General features: G+C 59.0%; 19 protein-coding genes. 11 read left to right on the top strand and 8 right to left on the bottom strand.

Annotated features, from left to right (window positions below; genetic code table 11):
- Window positions 1-97: 97 nt before the first annotated feature.
- Together PSH69_RS05645 and colR are read right to left on the bottom strand one after the other, a co-directional pair.
- Window positions 98-1,372 carry a HAMP domain-containing sensor histidine kinase gene (locus tag PSH69_RS05645; RefSeq protein WP_305411322.1) on the bottom strand — a complete coding sequence of 425 codons (1,275 nt, stop codon included), beginning with the start codon at window positions 1,370-1,372 and terminating at the stop codon, window positions 98-100.
- Entirely contained in the window at window positions 1,362-2,045 is a 684-nt protein-coding gene (colR, locus tag PSH69_RS05640) for a two-component system response regulator ColR (protein ID WP_305411321.1), read from the bottom strand. The genes PSH69_RS05645 and colR overlap by 11 nt, the downstream gene beginning before the upstream one ends.
- A 201-nt stretch (window positions 2,046-2,246) precedes the next feature.
- Between colR and PSH69_RS05635 the strand changes: the two genes are divergently transcribed.
- Together PSH69_RS05635 and PSH69_RS05630 are read left to right on the top strand one after the other, a co-directional pair.
- A complete protein-coding gene (locus tag PSH69_RS05635; protein WP_305411320.1) occupies window positions 2,247-4,196 on the top strand; it encodes an LTA synthase family protein in 1,950 nt (649 codons plus the stop codon).
- Between the two features lie 53 nt (window positions 4,197-4,249).
- Window positions 4,250-4,993 (top strand): phosphatase PAP2 family protein, encoded by a 744-nt coding sequence (locus PSH69_RS05630; protein ID WP_305411319.1) that lies wholly within the window; start codon window positions 4,250-4,252, stop codon window positions 4,991-4,993.
- Window positions 4,994-5,168: 175 nt separating this feature from the next.
- Here the strand turns inward: PSH69_RS05630 and groL are convergent, their stop codons facing one another.
- The 4 genes from groL to PSH69_RS05610 all read right to left on the bottom strand — a co-directional run bounded on the left by groL (window position 5,169) and on the right by PSH69_RS05610 (window position 8,678).
- Window positions 5,169-6,815: a chaperonin GroEL gene (gene groL / locus PSH69_RS05625; protein ID WP_305411318.1), complete on the bottom strand. Its 1,647-nt coding sequence runs from the start codon at window positions 6,813-6,815 to the stop codon at window positions 5,169-5,171.
- Between the two features lie 49 nt (window positions 6,816-6,864).
- Window positions 6,865-7,158 (bottom strand): co-chaperone GroES, encoded by a 294-nt coding sequence (locus PSH69_RS05620; RefSeq protein WP_018926588.1) that lies wholly within the window; start codon window positions 7,156-7,158, stop codon window positions 6,865-6,867.
- 245 nt (window positions 7,159-7,403) lie between these two features.
- On the bottom strand, window positions 7,404-7,880 hold the full coding sequence (locus PSH69_RS05615) for an FxsA family protein (RefSeq protein WP_305411317.1): 477 nt from the start codon (window positions 7,878-7,880) through the stop codon (window positions 7,404-7,406).
- Window positions 7,881-7,946: 66 nt separating this feature from the next.
- The gene (locus PSH69_RS05610; protein ID WP_305411315.1) at window positions 7,947-8,678 is read right to left on the bottom strand and encodes a HugZ family protein; all 732 of its coding nucleotides are present in this window, start codon (window positions 8,676-8,678) and stop codon (window positions 7,947-7,949) included.
- 165 nt (window positions 8,679-8,843) lie between these two features.
- Here PSH69_RS05610 and PSH69_RS05605 point away from each other — a divergent pair, with 165 nt between their 5' ends.
- Window positions 8,844-9,602, top strand: coding sequence for an SDR family oxidoreductase (locus PSH69_RS05605; RefSeq protein ID WP_018926591.1), 759 nt, complete (start codon window positions 8,844-8,846; stop codon window positions 9,600-9,602).
- 64 nt (window positions 9,603-9,666) lie between these two features.
- On the opposite strand, the gene apbC is transcribed toward PSH69_RS05605, so the two are convergent.
- A complete protein-coding gene (gene apbC, locus PSH69_RS05600) occupies window positions 9,667-10,761 on the bottom strand; it encodes an iron-sulfur cluster carrier protein ApbC (RefSeq protein ID WP_019581546.1) in 1,095 nt (364 codons plus the stop codon).
- A gap of 198 nt (window positions 10,762-10,959) precedes the next feature.
- Here apbC and metG point away from each other — a divergent pair, with 198 nt between their 5' ends.
- The 8 genes from metG to PSH69_RS05560 all read left to right on the top strand — a co-directional run bounded on the left by metG (window position 10,960) and on the right by PSH69_RS05560 (window position 17,859).
- Window positions 10,960-13,014 (top strand): methionine--tRNA ligase, encoded by a 2,055-nt coding sequence (gene metG / locus PSH69_RS05595; protein WP_305411313.1) that lies wholly within the window; start codon window positions 10,960-10,962, stop codon window positions 13,012-13,014.
- Between the two features lie 158 nt (window positions 13,015-13,172).
- Window positions 13,173-13,742, top strand: a complete 570-nt coding sequence (locus tag PSH69_RS05590; protein ID WP_305411312.1) for an Rnf-Nqr domain containing protein — start codon at window positions 13,173-13,175, stop codon at window positions 13,740-13,742.
- Window positions 13,739-14,743: an electron transport complex subunit RsxB gene (gene rsxB, locus PSH69_RS05585; protein ID WP_305411311.1), complete on the top strand. Its 1,005-nt coding sequence runs from the start codon at window positions 13,739-13,741 to the stop codon at window positions 14,741-14,743. Before PSH69_RS05590 ends, rsxB begins: the two co-directional genes overlap by 4 nt.
- Window positions 14,730-15,722, top strand: a complete 993-nt coding sequence (locus PSH69_RS05580; RefSeq protein ID WP_305411310.1) for an RnfABCDGE type electron transport complex subunit D — start codon at window positions 14,730-14,732, stop codon at window positions 15,720-15,722. The genes rsxB and PSH69_RS05580 overlap by 14 nt, the downstream gene beginning before the upstream one ends.
- Complete coding sequence (locus PSH69_RS05575) at window positions 15,719-16,330, top strand: RnfABCDGE type electron transport complex subunit G (RefSeq protein WP_305411309.1); 612 nt, start codon at window positions 15,719-15,721, stop codon at window positions 16,328-16,330. Before PSH69_RS05580 ends, PSH69_RS05575 begins: the two co-directional genes overlap by 4 nt.
- Window positions 16,323-16,937: an Rnf-Nqr domain containing protein gene (locus PSH69_RS05570; RefSeq protein WP_305411308.1), complete on the top strand. Its 615-nt coding sequence runs from the start codon at window positions 16,323-16,325 to the stop codon at window positions 16,935-16,937. The genes PSH69_RS05575 and PSH69_RS05570 overlap by 8 nt, the downstream gene beginning before the upstream one ends.
- On the top strand, window positions 16,934-17,572 hold the full coding sequence (gene nth, locus PSH69_RS05565; RefSeq protein ID WP_018926600.1) for an endonuclease III: 639 nt from the start codon (window positions 16,934-16,936) through the stop codon (window positions 17,570-17,572). Before PSH69_RS05570 ends, nth begins: the two co-directional genes overlap by 4 nt.
- A 107-nt stretch (window positions 17,573-17,679) precedes the next feature.
- Window positions 17,680-17,859: a PA3496 family putative envelope integrity protein gene (locus PSH69_RS05560; RefSeq protein ID WP_305411307.1), complete on the top strand. Its 180-nt coding sequence runs from the start codon at window positions 17,680-17,682 to the stop codon at window positions 17,857-17,859.
- A gap of 91 nt (window positions 17,860-17,950) precedes the next feature.
- Here PSH69_RS05560 and PSH69_RS05555 read toward each other — a convergent pair whose 3' ends face one another.
- Window positions 17,951-18,577, bottom strand: a complete 627-nt coding sequence (locus tag PSH69_RS05555) for a response regulator transcription factor (RefSeq protein ID WP_305411306.1) — start codon at window positions 18,575-18,577, stop codon at window positions 17,951-17,953.
- Window positions 18,578-18,941: the final 364 nt, after the last annotated feature.

Below are 18,941 nucleotides of genomic sequence, written 5' to 3'. Positions count from 1 at the left end.
TCAGCGTCAGGTCATGCCTTGGTGAAAATTTCGTCAGGCAAACCCGGAATCATTTCAGGGTTTTGCGGAGCCGATTTGATTTTCAACCCATTCACCGCTATTTCTGACTCAACTCCACCTGAAAGCGACAACCGTTGGGCTCCATGTTCGTCAGGCTGACACTCCAGCCCTGGTTCTCGCAGATCCGCTGCACCAGCGACAGTCCCAGCCCCAAGCCCTCGCCACGCTTTTCGCTGCCGCGCACGAAAGGCTCGAACATCGCCTCGCGTTTTTCTTCGGGAATGCCCACACCGCTGTCCTCGACCACGAACCCCGTATCCGTCAGGGCCAAGCGGATAAACCCATGCTCGGTGTAATGCAGCGCATTACGTAACAGGTTGCCCATCACCGCGTGCAGAAGCGTCGCGTTATAGCGAGTGTCCGGCGGGTTGCCCAACTCGACGTTCAACGTCAGGCCCTTGGCTTCGATCGGTTCGCGCCATTGGCAAAGCAACCCGTCGGCCACCTGACTGAGGCTCTGCTGGGGGCCCATGCTGGCGTCTTCATGCTGAGCGCGGGCCAGCATGAGGAAGGTCTGCACCAACTCGCGCATCTCTGCGCAAGCCCGGGCGATCCGCTCGACCTGGGCGCGCCCGCGCTGATCGATGCCGGGGTTTTCCAGCAACAATTCACAGGAACTGGCCAACACCATCAATGGCGTGCGCAGTTCGTGGCTGACGTCACTGGTGAACAATCGCTCACGGGTCAACGCCTGACGCAAGCGCCCGAGGGTGGCGTCGAAGGCCACGGCCAGCTCGCCCACTTCATCGGCGGCATAATCCGGCGCCAGTGGCGGTGCCAGGCCCAACAGCTGATCGCGATGGCGCACCTGGCGGGCCAGTCGTACCACTGGCGCCATCACCTTGCGCGCCAGCACCCAGCCCAGAAATACCGCCAGCGCCAGGCTCAGTACGAAACCCACCAGCACTACGGCAAACAGCACCCGTTCACGCTCTTCGAAATCGCTCTGGTCCTGCAACAGTACGTAGCGCCGTCCGTCGACGATTTCGACCATGGCGTGATACGACAGATGGTCGCGAAAGACTTCATGAAAACCAGAGTCCAGGTGCCGCAAATCCTTGGGTAACTCAAAGTCGCCCGGCCCGCCGCTGAAATAGAACAACTGGTCCGGCTCGGGGCGGTGGCTCCAGTCCGTTACGCTGTCCATCAGCAACAGGCGTTGCAAATCGCCACCCAGACCTGACGAAATCAGTTTCTCCTCCACCAGGTGCACGGTCGCTATGATGCCTATCGCGAAGGCTCCCGCGACCAATGCGCTCATCAACGCAAAAGCGATGATGATCCGTTGGGCAAGGCTCTGCTTAAACTCCATCACGACCCTCGGCCAAGCGATAACCGACGCCGTGCACCGTGTGCAGCAAGGGCTTGTCGAACGGCTTGTCGATCACCTGGCGCAGTTGATGGACGTGGCTGCGCAGACTGTCGCTGTCCGGGCAGTCGTCGCCCCACAGGGCCTCTTCGAGAATTTCCCGACGCAACACGTGCGGGCTTTTCTGCATCAACACCGCCAGCAGCTTCAGGCCCACCGGGTTGAGTTTCAGCAGACGGCCTTCGCGCGTCACCTCCAGGGTATCGAGGTCGTAGCTCAGATCGCCGACCTGCAAGGCACGGCGACCGCCACCCTGGGCACGGCGCATGACCGCCTCGATGCGCGCCGCCAGTTCGGACAGGGCAAAGGGTTTGATCAAGTAATCGTCGGCGCCGGATTTGAAGCCTTGCAGACGGTCGTCCAGCTGATCGCGCGCAGTGAGCATGATCACCGGCGTATCACGGCGGGCATCTTCGCGCAGGCGTTTGCACAGGGTGTAGCCGTCGATGCCGGGCAACATGATGTCGAGTACGATCAAGTCGTAATGCTCGGTGGCCGCCAGGTGCAAGCCAGATAAACCGTCCTGCGCGCAATCCACGGTGTAACCTTTGAGCCCCAGATAATCGGCCAGGTTGGCCAGGATATCGCGGTTGTCTTCAACCAATAGAATTCGCATCGGCACCTCCTCCGTATACAGTAACGGCCGTCTTGGCCCGCGCAGCTTAAGGCCAAGTGTGACTCAGGGCTAGGGCGGCCGGTCGTAGAATCGATGCGCTCAACCAAATAATGGTGCTAACAAGTTTTTCACTGTCGGTTCACAACCTGACTACAGCGTTCAAGAGAAACTTTCGCGCGATTGAAATAGGGAATGTAGATAATGGATTGTTTAAAGACGGCGCCAATGCGCTTTCTGCTGCTGGTAACCGGTTCCTGGCTGGTCATTTTTCTCCTGACCCGAAGCGTTCTCCTCCTCACTCACCTGGATGAGGCCGGCAGCGGGCTCCTGTCCGTGTTTGGCATCGGCCTGCTTTATGACCTGGGTTTCATTGCCTACGCGGCGCTGCCCATGGGCCTCTATCTGCTGCTATGCCCGTCGGCCTTGTGGCGCCGCCGTGGCCATCGCTGGTTCCTTCAGGGCCTGCTGACCGTCAGCCTGTTCGCCATGCTGTTCACGTCGGTGGCCGAATGGCTGTTCTGGGATGAGTTCGGTGTGCGTTTCAACTTTATCGCCGTCGATTACCTGGTCTACTCCGACGAAGTGCTGAATAACCTGCTGGAGTCGTACCCGATCGGCAAGCTGCTGAGCCTGCTCGCGGTGCTGGCCGTGGTCCTGAGCCTTGCGCTGCGCAAATCCTTCAACGCTGCGCTGGACGCACCATTGCCTGCCATGCGCGGGCGTCTGCTGAATGCGCTCGGCCTGCTGATCGTCGCGGGCCTGAGCGCACAACTGCTCAGCCAGGATGCGCCGCGCGCTCAGGGCGGCAATGCCTATCAGAACGAACTGGCGAGCAATGGCCCGTACCAGTTCTTCGCCGCCTTTCGCAATAACGAACTGGATTACCCGCAATTCTACAGCACCCTGCCGACCTCCATTGTCGCGCAACAGATTCGCGCTGAACTGACCGAGCCCAACGCTCGCTTCATCGGCGAGGATCCGCAGGACATCCGCCGGATGATCGATAATCCCGGCACCGAACGAAAACCCAATATCGTGCTGGTCACCATCGAAAGCTTCAGTGCCAAGTACATGGGCAGCAATGGCGACGATCGCAACCTGACACCAAACCTCGATGCCTTGCGCAAACAAAGCCTGTACTTCAATAATTTCTACGCCACCGGCACCCGCACTGATCGTGGCCTGGAGGCAATCACCCTGGCCATTCCACCGACGCCGGGGCGCTCGATCGTCAAGCGCGTGGGTCGTGAAAGCGGTTTCGCCAGCCTCGGCCAGCAACTCAGCGCCGTGGGTTACGACAGCGTATTTGTGTATGGCGGGCGCGGCTACTTCGACAACATGAACGCGTTCTTCAGCGGCAACGGCTATCGCGTCGTCGACCAGAGCAGCGTCGATGAATCAGAGATTCACTTCAAGAATGCTTGGGGAATGGCTGACGAAGACCTCTATAACCAGACCCTGAAACTGGCCGATGCCGACTACGCCAGGCAACAGCCGTTTCTACTGCAACTGATGACCACCTCCAACCATCGCCCCTACACCTACCCGGATAACCGGATCGATATCAAATCCGGTAACGGACGCGACGGTGCGGTGAAGTACACCGACTTTGCCATTGGTCAGTTCCTCGATCAGGCGCGCAAAAAACCCTGGTTCGATAATACAATCTTCGTCTTCGTTGCCGACCACACGGCTGGCAGCGCCGGCAAAGAAGACTTGCCAATCAGCAATTATCAGATTCCGCTGTTCATCTATGCACCGAAGCTGATCGACGCTCGGGAAACCGCACAGCTGGCCAGTCAGATCGACCTTGCGCCAACGTTGCTCGGGCTGCTGAACCTGGATTATCAGTCGACGTTCTTCGGTCGCAACTTGCTGCAGGACAATCCACTGCCGCCGCGAGTGGTGGTGGGCAACTATCAACATCTGGGCTTGTTCGATGGTAAGGATTTAGCGATCCTGAGCCCACGTGAGGGGCTGCGTCGCCACGACGATGCACTGACCGACAGTCGCGAATCCCAGGCAACCACAGGTGATCCGTTGATCACCCGCGCAATCACTTATTACCAAACTGCCAGTCATGGCTTCAAGCAACAGCTGCTCGGCTGGAAAGCGCCCACGGAGGGCACCCGCCAAGTCAGCGAACGTTAATCGAATGGCCCCGGGCTGATGCCCCGGGGTTTTTCCATTCATCAGGATCCACCATGTCATCAACCGCTGTCCGTCCCGTCTCCCGCCCGCTCAACTTCTGGCTGTGCCTGGGAGTGCCCGCCATTGCGGCGATCACCCTGCTGCTGCTCGAGTTGACGTCCCTGGACATGGACCTTGCCAAGCTGTTCTATGATCCGGTCGCCGGTGCATTCATCGGGCGCCACAGTTATTTCCTGGAAAACATCCTGCACGACCGGGCCAAGCAAGTGGTCATTGCCTTTTCGGTGTTCTCAATCCTGGGCTTTATCGGCTCCTTTTTCATTGAAAGGCTCAAACCGATCAAACGTGAATTGGGTTGCCTGGTGTTGTCTCTGGCGCTGTCAACCTCCTTTGTCACTCCGCTCAAAGCGGCAACGGCGGTGCAATGCCCATGGAGCCTGGAACAATTCGGCGGGCACGAAACCTACAGCGAACTGCTGAGCCCTCGCCCGCATACCGACAAGCCAGGCCGCTGCTGGCCCGGTGGTCATGCGGCGACCGGTTTCACCCTGTTTGCGTTGTTCTTTGTGTTGCGTGACCGACGCCCACGGCTGGCACGCTATGCGTTTATCTTCGCTTTCACGTTGGGCTCGGTGTTTTCCATCGGCCGGATGATGCAGGGCGCGCACTTCTTCTCGCACAACGTGTGGACGGCGATTTTCTGTTGGCTGTTTTGCCTGGGGGCGTACTACTACATCCTGTACCGGCCGGCCTCCAAGACTGAACAGGCGAACGAGGCAAAACCGGTCAGCGCCTGAACCGACGCCATCGCGGGCAAGCCACGCTCCCACTGGTTTACGCAATCCACTATGGGATCGTGGCTTGCCCGCGATGGATGGCCGCGACGCGATCTGCGGACCTACCAAAATGAAGGCAATAAAAAGCCCCGCCTGCTCAACGCAGGCGGGGCTTTTTTATAGGGGTAAGGCTGGCTTACATCATGCCGCCCATGCCACCCATGCCGCCCATGTCTGGCATACCGCCGCCAGCTGCGCCTTCTTTCTTCGGTGCTTCGGCAACAGCGGCCTCGGTGGTCAGGATCAGACCGCCAATCGAGGATGCAGCTTGCAGAGCCGAACGGGTCACCTTGGTTGGGTCCAGGATGCCCATTTCGATCATGTCGCCGTATTCGCTGGTGGCAGCGTTGTAACCGAAGTTACCCGCACCTTGCTTGACCTTGTCGACAACCACGCTTGGCTCGTCGCCAGAGTTGGCAACGATCTGACGCAGTGGTGCTTCGACCGCACGACGCAGAACAGCGATACCAACGTCCTGATCGGCGTTGTCGCCTTTCAGTTCGCTGATGGCTTGCAGGGCACGGATCAGTGCCACGCCGCCGCCAGGTACCACGCCTTCTTCAACGGCTGCACGGGTAGCGTGCAGGGCGTCTTCAACGCGGGCTTTCTTCTCTTTCATTTCAACTTCGGAACCAGCACCAACCTTGATCACTGCAACGCCGCCGGACAGTTTGGCCAGGCGCTCTTGCAGTTTTTCACGGTCGTAGTCGGACGAAGTGTCAGCCACTTGCTGACGGATCTGGGTCACGCGAGCCTGGATGTCAGCCTCAACGCCGGCGCCGTCGATCACGGTGGTGTTTTCTTTGGACAGGATCACGCGCTTGGCATTACCCAGGTGTTCCAGGGTAGTGCTTTCCAGGCTCAGACCGATCTCTTCGGAGATCACGGTACCGCCGGTCAGAACAGCGATGTCCTGCAGCATGGCCTTGCGACGGTCGCCGAAGCCTGGAGCCTTGACGGCTGCGACTTTAACGATGCCACGCATGTTGTTCACAACCAGAGTCGCCAAGGCTTCGCCTTCAACGTCTTCGGCCACGATCAGCAGTGGACGGCCGGCTTTGGCAACGGCTTCCAGTACTGGCAGCATTTCGCGGATGTTCGAGATCTTTTTGTCGACCAGCAGGATCAGCGGACCGTCCAGCTCGGCAGTCATGGTCTCTGGCTTGTTGACGAAGTACGGGGACAGGTAGCCACGGTCGAACTGCATGCCTTCAACAACCGACAGTTCGTTTTCCAGGCCCGAGCCTTCTTCAACGGTGATCACGCCTTCTTTACCGACTTTTTCCATGGCTTCGGCAATGATGTCGCCGATGGAGTTGTCGGAGTTGGCCGAGATGGTACCTACCTGAGCGATTGCCTTGGTGTCAGCGCAAGGCTTGGACAGGGCTTTCAGTTCCTTGACGATCGCGATGGTCGCTTTGTCGATACCGCGCTTCAGGTCCATCGGGTTCATGCCGGCAGCGACGGCTTTCAGGCCTTCGTTGACGATCGACTGAGCCAGAACGGTAGCGGTGGTGGTACCGTCGCCTGCGTCATCGTTGGCACGGGAGGCAACGTCTTTGACCAGCTGCGCGCCCATGTTTTCGAAGCGGTCTTCGAGTTCGATTTCTTTGGCTACGGAAACGCCGTCCTTGGTGATGGTCGGAGCGCCGAAGCTCTTCTCGATGATCACGTTACGGCCTTTCGGGCCCAGGGTCGCTTTTACTGCGTCAGCCAGAACGTTAACACCGGTGAGCATTTTCTTGCGGGCGGAGTCGCCGAATTTAACTTCTTTAGCAGCCATGATCGATATTCCTTAAATACTTTGTAGTAGCGGGAAAATGAGCGGGGAATCAGCCTTCGACAACAGCGAGAATCTCGTTCTCAGCCATGATCACCAGGTCTTCGCCATCGACTTTCACAGTGTTGCTGCCGGAGTACGGGCCGAACACCACCTTGTCACCCACTTTCACGGACAGTGCACGCACTTCGCCGTTGTCCAGCACTTTGCCTGGGCCTACAGCTAGGACTTCACCCTGGTTTGGCTTCTCAGCAGCCGAACCTGGCAGGACGATACCGCCAGCGGTTTTCTTTTCTTCTTCGCTGCGACGGATAACGACGCGGTCATGCAGAGGACGAAGCTTCATTGTCGATCTCTCCTAATTGTGGTTTTCATCGGCCGGTGTAGTCCCGGCGGGTTTAACAAATCCGGCGGCGCCGGGTGCGGTTCGTCGAGCGAACCGCGGAAGTCTGTCTGGCGCAATTGCCAGAAACCTTGCGGTGACCGTTACATAAGGGCGCGCGAGCCTATTTCAAGGGCCGAGAGCGAAATTTTTACGTCGATACCCTGAAAATGAACACGGCACCCAAAGGTGCCGTGTCGATGGACATGTTACTTGGAGTCGCGGTGTTCGAACTCGCCTTCGATCACGTTAGGCTCACGGCCCAACGGCTGACGTGGAGCAGGACCGCCCCGCGGCTGAAGGTCATCGGCGAACGCACGCTGACGCATCGCTTGTTCCTCGGCACGCAGGCGCATTTTGTTGGCCAGCAGTCGACGAGAGATCGGCAGCAACATAATCAGGCCCAGCACGTCGGTGACGAAGCCCGGCAGAATCAACAGACCACCCGCCAGGGCCAGCATCAGGCCTTCGAGCATGGTCTGGGCCGGCAACTCGCCGCGGCTCAGGCTTTCACGAGCGCGCAGCGCAGTAGCCAGACCGGCGATACGCAGCACGAACACGCCGAGCATCGAGCCGAGAATGATCAGCAGCAGGGCCGGGAAAAACCCGATCGCTGCGCTGACCTTGACGAATACGAACAGCTCCAACACCGGGAACAGTACAAAGAGCAACAAAAAAGGGCGCATCAAATGGTTCCTCAACGCAAGTAAGCCTTGCCAGTGTTCCTTAGATGACGTCGCCGTTTCGTGAATTCAAGCGTCGGCCACTTGATTTTTCGGCCAATGTTCGGCGTGAGCCAGGAAAACCAAGGCTTCCCGGACTTGTGTCGGCGTATTACAAGGCGCTTGAAACGGCAGCCAGTAAAGCCCCTGGCCGATGCGCAAGTGCATGCCTTCGGAGTCGATACCGACCATTTGCGCCGGCGCGGTTTTCGGCAGGCCCGCCAGCTCGACATAGTGGGCGATGGCTTTGGCGTGATCGGCATTCATGTGCTCGACCATGCTCACTTCGGTCTTGCCGGCGAACGGGTTGGCGAGGGTCAGTTGATCAACCCAGTGAATCGCGCCGAAGCCGCCGATGTAACGGTGGCGTACCGGTTTGAGCACCCAGAAATCGAAATCGTGGGCCTTGTGATAGTTCTGCGAATCAGGGAAATAGCGGTAGTAACGCTCGGCTGCCGCTTCGATGGCTGCGGTGTCCTCGAGTTTTTCCCCTTCGGCCAGGTAGGTCAGCCGACCAACGGCTTGCACGTCTTCGGCCTCGCGCTCGCCCACCAGCAGCGAGCATTTCGGATCCTTCAGCAGGTTGTGAGTGTGCTGAGCGATGCGGCTGATAAGGATCAGCGGCCGGCCCTGTTCGTCCAGACAGTACGGAACCACGGAGCCAAACGGGAAACCGGGCATCGCTTTGGAGTGCGTCGAGAGCACTCCACGGTATTCCTTGAGAAGCAATTCTCGGGCATGCTTAGCCACTACAACGCTCAATTTATGACTCCTTATATAGATTCCGTCGAAAAAACGGACAGGCGTCTGGGTGAAAGTTCCAGTACGCCACAGGGGCAGTTCTCATGTGCAGCCAGGCCACATCAGGCTCAGATCGAGAGGCCCTCTAGAAGGAGAAACACTCCGATCGGCTATGGGGCTATGCGAATGCAACTCACTGACAAAGTAATCATTATCACCGGCGGTTGCCAGGGTTTAGGCCGTTCCATGGCCGAGTATCTTGCAGGTCGTGGCGCCAAGCTGGCCCTGGTGGACCTGAACCAGGAAAAACTCGACGCCGCCGTCGCCGCTTGCAAGGCCAAGGGTGTCGAGGCCCGTGCCTACTTGTGCAACGTCGCCGATGAAGAGCAAGTGACCCACATGGTCAGCCAGGTGGCCGACGATTTCGGCGCGATCCATGGCCTGATCAACAACGCCGGCATTTTGCGTGACGGCCTGTTGCTGAAGGTCAAGGATGGCGAAATGACCAAGATGAGCCTGGCCCAATGGCAAGCGGTGATCGACGTCAATCTGACCGGCGTGTTCCTGTGCACCCGTGAAGTCGCGGCAAAAATGGTCGAGCTGAACAACAGCGGCGCGATCATCAATATCTCGTCGATCTCACGCGCCGGCAATATCGGCCAGACCAACTACTCCGCCGCCAAGGCCGGTGTCGCTGCGGCGACCGTGACCTGGGCCAAGGAACTGGCGCGCTACGGGATTCGCGTGGCGGGCATTGCGCCGGGCTTCATCGAAACTGAAATGACCCTGAGTATGAAACCTGAAGCGCTGGAAAAGATGACTTCCGGGATTCCGCTCAAGCGCATGGGCAAACCCGAAGAGATCGCCCAGTCGGCGGCCTACATTTTCGAGAATGACTACTACACAGGTCGGATTCTGGAGCTGGATGGCGGGTTGCGTATCTAAAGCAATATCAAAATATCGCAGCCTCGTGTCGAGCGAAGCGAGGCTGCGATCTCTTTTCAGCGATTTAATCGTCGCTGACGGTGATGTTCGGCATCGCCGGCGTCGCAGCTTCCTGCAACACGATCCGCGCACCGACATGGCGGGCCAGTTCCTGGTAAACCATTGCAATCTGGCTGTCAGGCTCGGCGATCACCGTTGGCTTGCCGCCATCGGCCTGTTCGCGGATCAGCATCGACAGCGGCAACGAAGCCAACAGTTCGACGCCGTACTGGTTGGCCAGCTTCACACCCCCGCCCTCACCGAACAAATGCTCGGCATGCCCGCAGTTGGAGCAGATGTGCACGGCCATGTTTTCGACCACGCCCAGCACCGGGATGTTGACCTTGCGGAACATCTCCACGCCCTTGCGTGCATCCAGCAATGCCAGATCCTGCGGGGTGGTCACGATCACCGCACCGGCCACCGGGACTTTTTGCGCCAGGGTCAACTGGATGTCGCCGGTGCCTGGCGGCATGTCGATGACCAGGTAATCCAGGTCGCCCCAGGCCGTTTGCGTGACCAGTTGCAACAAGGCGCCGGACACCATCGGCCCACGCCAGACCATCGGCGTGTTGTCGTCGGTCAGGAAGGCCATGGACATCACTTCGACGCCATGGGACTCGATCGGAATGAACCATTTCTGATCCTTGACCTGAGGACGGGTGCCTTCAGGGATGCCGAACATGATGCCCTGGCTCGGACCGTAGATGTCCGCGTCGAGAATCCCCACTTTGGCACCTTCACGAGCCAACGCGAGCGCCAGGTTGGCGGCCGTGGTGGATTTGCCCACGCCCCCCTTGCCAGACGCCACGGCTACCACGTTCTTGACGTTGGCCAAGCCCGGAATCTGCGCCTGGGCCTTGTGCGCGGCAATCACGCTGGTGATCTCGACACGGGCAGTGACCACGCCGTCCAGGCCCTCGATGGCCAGTTGCAACAACTGCGCCCAGCCACTCTTGAACAGACCGGCGGCGTAACCCAGCTCCAGCTGGACGCTGACGCGATCGCCCTGAATATCGATGCTGCGCACGCACCCGGCGCTGACCGGGTCCTGGTTCAGATAAGGGTCGGTGTATTGGCGAAGGACGGCTTCCACCGCTGCGCGATTGACGGCGCTCATGGGCAACTCCGATAGCAAGACTGAAAAATCAGGCGGGTATCCTAACCGTTCTGTCGCCTGGACGGGATGCTTTCAGAATATGACAAATATCTTATGGCCGGCGGGTACAAAGGTCCGTGGAGGCCGGCCGTGGGGGTGAAAAATATGCGCTGGCGCTTTATAGTGGCCGACCTCCGTTTCATCAAGTAGCCGAGCCCCATGTCCGAGCCACGCAAGATCCTCGTCACCAGCGCCCTGCCCTATGCCAATGGTTCGATCCACCTCGGCCATATGCTGGAATACATCCAGACCGATATGTGGGTGCGCTTCCAGAAGCATCGCGGTAACCAATGCATTTATGTCTGCGCCGACGACGCCCACGGTTCGGCCATCATGCTGCGCGCGGAAAAGGAAGGCATCACCCCGGAACAACTGATCGCCAACGTCCAGGCTGAACACAGCGCCGACTTTGCCGAGTTCCTGGTGGACTTCGACAACTTCCACTCCACTCACGCCGAAGAAAACCGTGAGCTGTCGAGCCAGATCTACCTGAAGCTGCGCGACGCCGGGCACATCGCCACGCGCTCGATCACGCAGTACTTCGACCCGGAAAAGAAAATGTTCCTGGCCGACCGCTTCATCAAGGGCACCTGCCCGAAATGCGGCACCGAAGACCAGTACGGCGACAACTGCGAAAAATGCGGTGCAACCTACGCGCCGACCGACCTCAAAGATCCGAAGTCGGCAATCTCCGGCGCCACGCCGGTGCTCAAGGACTCCCAGCACTTCTTCTTCAAGCTGCCGGACTTCCAGGAAATGCTGCAAGCCTGGACCCGCAGCGGCACGTTGCAAGAGGCCGTGGCCAACAAGATCGCCGAATGGCTGGACGCCGGCCTGCAGCAGTGGGACATCTCCCGCGATGCGCCGTACTTCGGCTTCGAAATTCCCGATGAGCCAGGCAAGTACTTCTACGTGTGGCTGGACGCGCCGATCGGCTACATGGCCAGCTTCAAGAACCTGTGCGACCGCACGCCGGAGCTGGACTTCGACGCGTTCTGGGGCAAGGACTCCACCGCCGAGCTGTACCACTTCATCGGCAAGGACATCGTCAACTTCCACGCCCTGTTCTGGCCAGCGATGCTCGAAGGCGCCGGTTTCCGTAAACCGACCGGCATCAACGTGCACGGCTACCTGACCGTCAACGGTCAGAAGATGTCCAAGTCCCGCGGCACCTTCATCAAGGCCCGGACCTATCTGGATCATCTGTCGCCGGAATACCTGCGCTACTACTACGCGGCCAAGTTGAGCCGTGGCGTCGATGACCTGGACCTGAACCTCGAAGACTTCGTGCAGAAGGTCAACTCGGACCTGGTCGGCAAAGTCGTCAACATCGCCAGCCGTTGCGCCGGTTTCATCCACAAAGGCAACGCTGGCGTGCTGGTGGCCGGCAACGCCGCACCGGAGCTGACCGAAGCGTTCCTGGCCGCAGCACCGAGCATCGCCGAAGCCTACGAGGCGCGTGATTTCGCCCGGGCCATGCGTGAAATCATGGGCCTGGCCGACCGTGCCAATGCCTGGATCGCCGACAAGGCACCGTGGTCGCTGAACAAACAGGAAGGCAAGCAGGATGAAGTCCAGGCCATTTGCGCCCTGGGTATCAACCTGTTCCGCCAACTGGTGATTTTCCTCAAGCCGGTGCTGCCGCTGCTGGCCGCCGATGCCGAGGCGTTCCTGAACGTCGCACCGCTGACCTGGAACGACCACGCCACCTTGCTCAGCAATCATCAGCTGAACGAGTTCAAACCGTTGATGACCCGCATCGACCCGGTAAAAGTGCAAGCCATGACCGACGCCTCGAAAGAAGACCTGACCGCCAGCCAGACCGACACCGGCGAAGCTGCCGCGCCTCAAGGCAACGGCGAACTGGCCAAGGATCCGCTGTCGCCGGAGATCGAGTTCGATACCTTTGCCGCGGTCGACCTGCGCGTCGCCCTGATCCTCAAGGCCGAAGCCATCGAAGGGGCCGACAAACTGCTGCGCCTGACCCTGGACATCGGTGACGAGCAACGCAACGTGCTCTCCGGCATCAAGAGCGCCTACCCGGACCCGGCCAAGCTTGAAGGTCGCCTGACCATGATGATTGCCAACCTCAAGCCCCGCAAAATGAAATTCGGGATCTCCGAAGGTATGGTGATGGCGGCCGGCCCTGGTGGCGAAGAAATCTACCTGCTGAGCCCCGACAGTGGCGCCAAGCCAGGTCAGCGCATCAAGTAAGATCCTGCGCTAAACCGATCCCACAGTCGTGCCCGGCGCGACTGTGGGATTTTCATATCTGGCTCACCCTCCTTCCTTGCCGGATAATGCCTAATCTCTTTTTAGAGAGCCCTTTCTAGAGAGCCCCTTAAGAAAGCCCTGTTCTTACCGGCACGATCATGACCGAACTGCTTCTTACGCTTATCAGCGCTGCCCTGATCAACAACCTCGTGTTGCACTGGCCACTGGGCGCCGATCCGGTGCTGGGCAGCGAGCGGCGACAGGTGCATGCATTGGGCATCGCGACGACGTGCCTGATGCTGATCGTCGGCACGCTCGGCCATGCGCTCAACCACTGGCTGCTGGTGCCGCTGGAGCTGACGTCGCTGCGACTGTTCGTATTCCTGCCGCTGAGCGTCCTGCTGATCGGCCCGCTGCTGAAGCTGCTTCCACGGTTATTCACCAAGCTTTCATTCGAGGGGCTCTGGCCACTGCTGCTGGGCAATGCCGGCGTGCTTGGGCTGACCCTGCTCAACGCTCAGGACGACAAGGGAATTTTCCACGCCATAGCCTTGAGCCTCGGTGCCGGGCTGGGTTTCTGGCTGGTGCTGAGCCTGTTCAGCGACTTGCGCCAACGCACACTCGATAACGATGTCCCCCTGCCCTTTCGCGGCCTGCCGATCGAATTGATCGGCGCCGGATTGATCGCAGTGGTTTTTCTCGGATTCAGCGGGCTGATCAAAACATGAGTCTGATTCAACGCATCGATGCCCTCTTGCCGCAGACTCAATGCGGCAAGTGTGGCCACCCCGGATGCAAACCGTACGCCGAAGGCATCGCCAGCGGCGAGCCGATCAACAAGTGCCCTCCGGGCGGCAGCGAAACCATCGCGGCCCTGGCCGAGCTGCTGAAAGTGCCGGTGCTGGAACTGGACGTCAGTCGCGGCTCGGCACCGGCGCAAATCGCGTACATCCGCGAGGCCGAATGCATCGGCTGCACCAAATGCATTCAGGCCTGCCCGGTCGACGCGATTGTCGGCGCGGCGAAATTCATGCACACGGTCATCGTCGACGAATGCACCGGTTGCGACCTCTGCGTGGCGCCCTGCCCGGTGGATTGCATCGAGATGCATCCGCTACCGCTGGCCACGCTGCCGATTGTCGGTGGGCTGGCGTTCAGCCTGGAGGAGCAACAGGCCCGGGCCGCCAAGCGCAACCGCGCGCGACGTCGCTTCGAACAGCGCAATGCCCGCTTACACCGCGAAGAGGAACAGAAACTCGCCGAACGTCAGGCCCGCGCCCAACGCGCCGTGCAGCACAGTGAAGTGACGCTCGACCCGGTTCAGGCCGCGCTCGAGCGCGTGCGTGCGCAGAAAGCCGCCAATGCCGATGCGGCACTGAAAAAGGCCAAGGTCGATCTGGCGATGAGTCGGGCGCAGCTGAATAAATCGCTCAAGGCCTTCGGGCATCCACCGACCTTCGAACAGCAATCGCAACTGATCGTGCTGCAACAGCAGTTCGAAGCTGCCGAGCAGGCGCTGTTGCTGCTGGAAAGCAGTGCACCGGTGGTAGCTGCTCCACCTGTTCCGACAAACGATGCCGAGCTGAAACGGGCGAAGATCCAGTTGGCCATGCGCCGCGCCGAACTCAAGAAGGCTCAAACAAACGAAGCGTCGGCCGAACAGATCGCAGCATTGCAACATGCGCTCAGCGAAGCCGAGCGCCAGGTGGATGCCTATGCCGTCCCTTGAATCGGTGGACGAACGCCTTCAGCAGGCCATGAAGCTGGTATTGACGGCCACCGTACCGGGAATGCTGATGTTGTTCTGGCTGTACGGTTGGGGGGTATTGATCAACCTGATTCTGGCGGCGACTACCGCACTGGCCGTTGAAGCGACGGTGCTGCAGCTGCGCAAGCAACCTGTAAAACCGACGTTGAGCGATGGCAGTGCACTGGTCAGCGCGACCCTGTTGGCCCTGGCCTTGCCTCCTTATTGCCCGTGGTGGCTGACGGTGAGCGCGGCGGCATTCGGACTTTTTTTCGGCAAGCAACTGTACGGCGGCGTCGGCAAGAATCCGTTCAATCCGGCGATGCTCGGTTTTGCCCTGGTTCTAGTGACATTTCCCCAGCAAATGACCCATTGGCCGGCGTCCCATGGCATGGACTTGCTCGGTGGCCTGCAACAGGTGTTCGGCTTCAGTCTCGGCCAGACGCCCGATGCGTGGGCCCAGGCCACAGCACTGGACAGCCTGCGAATCAACAAAAGCCTGACCATGGACGAACTGTTTGCCGGCAACCCGGCATTCGGCCATTTCGGCGGCCGCGGCGTGGAATGGGTCAACCTGGCCTTTCTGGCCGGCGGTGCGTTTCTGCTGCAACGGCGGGTGTTCAGCTGGCATGCGCCGGTCGGCATGCTCGCCAGCCTGTTCATCATTAGCCTGTTGTGCTGGAACGGTACGGGCTCTGATTCCCATGGTTCACCACTGTTTCATCTGCTCACCGGTGCGAGCATGCTGGGGGCTTTCTTCATTGTGACGGAACCGGTATCCGGCGCGAAAAACCCCACGGCCCGGTTGCTGTTCGGCGCCGGAGTGGGGCTGCTGACTTACCTGATTCGCACGTGGGGCGGCTATCCCGACGGGGTGGCCTTTGCCGTCCTGCTGATGAACCTCTGTGTACCGGCGCTGGAGCGGTTTACTGCCTCCAGACAAGCGCAGGTCAGTCCATGAACCGAGCGACAAGCGTTGTGACCCTGGTAATACTGGCAGGCCTGGGGACAGGCGCGACTTACCTCGCGCAGCACACCAGCGCCGCACGCATTGCCGCCGAACAACGCCTGATCGACAGCCGCAACTTGCTGGACCTGCTAGCACCCGACAGCTACGACAATCAGCCACTGGAACACCCCCTCAGCGTCGAAAACACTCGCCTGCCCAATAGCACGCTGCTGAATGGCTACCTGGCGTCCAAGGCCGGCCAACCGAGCGCCGTGTTGCTGCGCAGCCAGACACTGGGCTACGCCGGCGCCATCGATTTGCTGATCGCCATCGACCCCCATGGCACGTTGCTGGGGGTCAAAACCCTCAAGCAATCGGAAACCCCGGGGCTGGGCGGCAAACTCGCCGACTGGCCCAATGCCTGGCTGCAAGTGTTTACCGGCAAGTCTCTAGGCGAACCAAGCGACACTGGCTGGGCCTTGAAAAAGGACCAAGGGCAATTCGATCAGATCGCAGGCGCGACCATCACCTCAAGAGCGGTGATCAATGCCACCCACGATGCATTGCGTTACTTCGATCAACACCGGCAACCGCTGATCGGGAGCAGTGCCCATGAATAAGTCATCGACCCTGCAGAACTCGCTGATGCTTACGCCTCTGATCGGCGCCACTGATTCGTTGGTAACGGCCCTGGGCCTGTGGCTGATGTCCGTTCTGGTGCTCAGTGCATATGGCCTTGGCATGGGCGCCTTGCGCTCGCGACTGATTCCGGCAACACATTTGCTGGCCGGCCTCGTGCTGGCTGCCACGCTGACCAGTTGCGCGGAACTTGCCACGCAAGCCTGGTCGCTCCAATGGCACCAGCATCTGGGTTTCTATGCCGGATTGATCGCCTTGCAATGCGTGGTGCTGGAACATAACGGTTTTTTCCAGGGCACAAGGCGTGACCGCCTGCGCCTGTGCGGCCTGTTCGGTGCCTTGATGATTGGCCTGGGCCTGCTGCGCGAGCTCATCGGCAACGGGACACTGGGTAGCCATCTGCCCTGGCTGACCGGTGCTATGCAATCGGACTGGCAAGGTTGGGTGCTCACCGCCGACGGTGGCCTGCGCTTGGCCACGCTGGCCCCCGGCGGGTTTATTCTGCTGGGGCTGCTGATCGCCGCACGTCAGGCCTGGACCCGCCCCACCCCTACATTGACCTCCTTCGAGGAAACGCATCGCCCATGAATGCCGCAAAACGTCTGGAAATTTTCCGCAGGTTTCACGAAGACAATCCTGAACCGAAGACCGAGCTGGCCTATTCCTCGCCGTTCGAACTGCTGATCGCCGTGATTCTCTCGGCGCAATCGACCGATGTCGGCGTCAACAAGGCCACCGCCAAACTGTTTCCGGTGGCCAATACGCCGGCGGCGATTTATGCCTTGGGCGTCGAAGGATTATCGGAGTACATCAAGACCATCGGCCTGTATAACAGCAAAGCAAAAAACGTGATCGAAACCTGTCGCTTGTTGGTAGAGCGCCATGGCGGTGAGGTGCCGCAGACCCGCGAAGCGCTGGAAGCGTTGCCCGGCGTCGGTCGCAAGACCGCCAATGTGGTGCTCAATACCGCCTTTCGTCAGCTGACCATGGCCGTGGACACCCACATTTTCCGGGTCAGCAACCGTACCGGCATTGCTCCGGGCAAGAATGTGGTCGAGGTGGAGCAGAAACTGATGAAATTCGTACCGAAGGAGTATCTGCTCGACGCCCATCACTGGCTGATTCTCCACGGACGCTACGTTTGCCTGGCCCGCAAGCCGCGTTGTGGCAGCTGCCGGATCGAGGACTTATGCGAATACAAGCAAAAAACCTCGGACGATTGAGGCACTATTAGTTTTTTTGATTAACCGATTGAAAAAATCTTTTTTACCCGCCGGGAAATTGTCGATATAAGGAGCGCCAAAGGCAGTCTTAGCCTGGAGTTAACCTTATGAGCACTGGCAAAGAGCAATTGGACGTAGAAGACGACTTCATCCTTGTTGAGGCCGATGACGCAGAACCGGTGGTGGAAGTGGCGAAGACCAACCTGAGCAAACGCCGCACCATCGACAATCTGCTGGAGGAGCGCCGACTGCAAAAGCAATTGGCCGATTACGATTTTGACCTATGACACCTAAAAGCCTCCCGAAACGGAGGCTTTTTACTAAGTGCCCATCCCCGACAAACGCCCGCTCATCGCCCCTCGTCAAACGCTGGCATACTCATACCAGGCCATTACGTTGAGCCAATTCAATAAGATCGACCAGTGAGCGAGCATTGAGCTTCAGCAACAGGCGAGTCTTGTAAGTACTGACGGTTTTATTACTGAGGAACATCCCATCGGCGATTTCCTTGTTTGTCTTTCCTCGGGCCAACTGCTGCAGGACCATCATTTCCCGCCCGGACAATCGATCCACCATGTCAGTTTCACTGGCATTCCCAAGACTGGAGCGCACAGTATGTAGCGCCTGATTAGGAAAGTAGCTGTAACCTGACAGTACGGCCTTTATTGCACTGAGCAACTCAGTAAGGTCCTGTTGTTTACAGACATATCCGGCGGCACCCGATTGCATACAACGCATGGAAAAATGTCCTGGAGCCTGGGACGTCAATATCAGCACTTTAAGAGGCATCGCCGCCGAGGTCAGGCGCGCAATAACTTCCAGCCCATCCAGCTTCGGTATTCCAATATCCAGGATAACGATATCCGGCATAAGTTCACGAGCAAGTTGCAATGCATCCACGCCATTGTCTGTTTCTGCAATGACTTCGTAGCCATGACGCTCCATTAGCATACGTACCGCAAGACGAATGACGGGGTGATCATCCACGATCAGCACTTTATTCATGGGCAATTCCAATTTTCGCTGTTCGAATTTTTAGAGCCCGCACCATAGCCTAGTCGTTTCACCCATGGCATGCCGTCCCCCTCGACCACTCGCACCGAGAGACATTACCTACAAACAACACGGATTATTCCTACAAGAAATCATTGCGCATGATGAGCCAGGGATTTTATTGGCCGAACACGGCTAAACGCTTCGACAATTTCTTTGTAACAATTCACACCCCAGAAAACAGGGTTCAACGCCCTTGGTCCGACAGACCGCGACTATTAAGCTACCCTTAAAGGTAACAAGTATCTTGCAGAATCTTACATAACCCGGCCCGAACGGCTCGAAAAACCTTACACACAGCAACACTTCAGAAGCC

The sequence above is a fragment of the Pseudomonas sp. FP1740 genome, assembly GCF_030687165.1.
GTDB lineage: Bacteria > Pseudomonadota > Gammaproteobacteria > Pseudomonadales > Pseudomonadaceae > Aquipseudomonas.
The sequence above is the reverse complement of the archived record's forward strand: the minus strand, read 5'-3'. Positions and strand labels throughout refer to the sequence as shown.

What these genes read in the sequence shown, in the direction of transcription:
- PSH69_RS05645 (WP_305411322.1), bottom strand. Translation starts at nt 1,372, where the DNA reads ATGGAGTTTAAGCAGAGCCTTGCCCAACGGATCATCATCGCTTTTGCG.
- colR (WP_305411321.1), bottom strand. Translation starts at nt 2,045, where the DNA reads ATGCGAATTCTATTGGTTGAAGACAACCGCGATATCCTGGCCAACCTG.
- PSH69_RS05635 (WP_305411320.1), top strand. Translation starts at nt 2,247, where the DNA reads ATGGATTGTTTAAAGACGGCGCCAATGCGCTTTCTGCTGCTGGTAACC.
- PSH69_RS05630 (WP_305411319.1), top strand. Translation starts at nt 4,250, where the DNA reads ATGTCATCAACCGCTGTCCGTCCCGTCTCCCGCCCGCTCAACTTCTGG.
- groL (WP_305411318.1), bottom strand. Translation starts at nt 6,815, where the DNA reads ATGGCTGCTAAAGAAGTTAAATTCGGCGACTCCGCCCGCAAGAAAATG.
- PSH69_RS05620 (WP_018926588.1), bottom strand. Translation starts at nt 7,158, where the DNA reads ATGAAGCTTCGTCCTCTGCATGACCGCGTCGTTATCCGTCGCAGCGAA.
- PSH69_RS05615 (WP_305411317.1), bottom strand. Translation starts at nt 7,880, where the DNA reads ATGCGCCCTTTTTTGTTGCTCTTTGTACTGTTCCCGGTGTTGGAGCTG.
- PSH69_RS05605 (WP_018926591.1), top strand. Translation starts at nt 8,844, where the DNA reads ATGCAACTCACTGACAAAGTAATCATTATCACCGGCGGTTGCCAGGGT.
- apbC (WP_019581546.1), bottom strand. Translation starts at nt 10,761, where the DNA reads ATGAGCGCCGTCAATCGCGCAGCGGTGGAAGCCGTCCTTCGCCAATAC.
- metG (WP_305411313.1), top strand. Translation starts at nt 10,960, where the DNA reads ATGTCCGAGCCACGCAAGATCCTCGTCACCAGCGCCCTGCCCTATGCC.
- PSH69_RS05590 (WP_305411312.1), top strand. Translation starts at nt 13,173, where the DNA reads ATGACCGAACTGCTTCTTACGCTTATCAGCGCTGCCCTGATCAACAAC.
- rsxB (WP_305411311.1), top strand. Translation starts at nt 13,739, where the DNA reads ATGAGTCTGATTCAACGCATCGATGCCCTCTTGCCGCAGACTCAATGC.
- PSH69_RS05580 (WP_305411310.1), top strand. Translation starts at nt 14,730, where the DNA reads ATGCCGTCCCTTGAATCGGTGGACGAACGCCTTCAGCAGGCCATGAAG.
- PSH69_RS05575 (WP_305411309.1), top strand. Translation starts at nt 15,719, where the DNA reads ATGAACCGAGCGACAAGCGTTGTGACCCTGGTAATACTGGCAGGCCTG.
- PSH69_RS05570 (WP_305411308.1), top strand. Translation starts at nt 16,323, where the DNA reads ATGAATAAGTCATCGACCCTGCAGAACTCGCTGATGCTTACGCCTCTG.
- nth (WP_018926600.1), top strand. Translation starts at nt 16,934, where the DNA reads ATGAATGCCGCAAAACGTCTGGAAATTTTCCGCAGGTTTCACGAAGAC.
- PSH69_RS05560 (WP_305411307.1), top strand. Translation starts at nt 17,680, where the DNA reads ATGAGCACTGGCAAAGAGCAATTGGACGTAGAAGACGACTTCATCCTT.
- PSH69_RS05555 (WP_305411306.1), bottom strand. Translation starts at nt 18,577, where the DNA reads ATGAATAAAGTGCTGATCGTGGATGATCACCCCGTCATTCGTCTTGCG.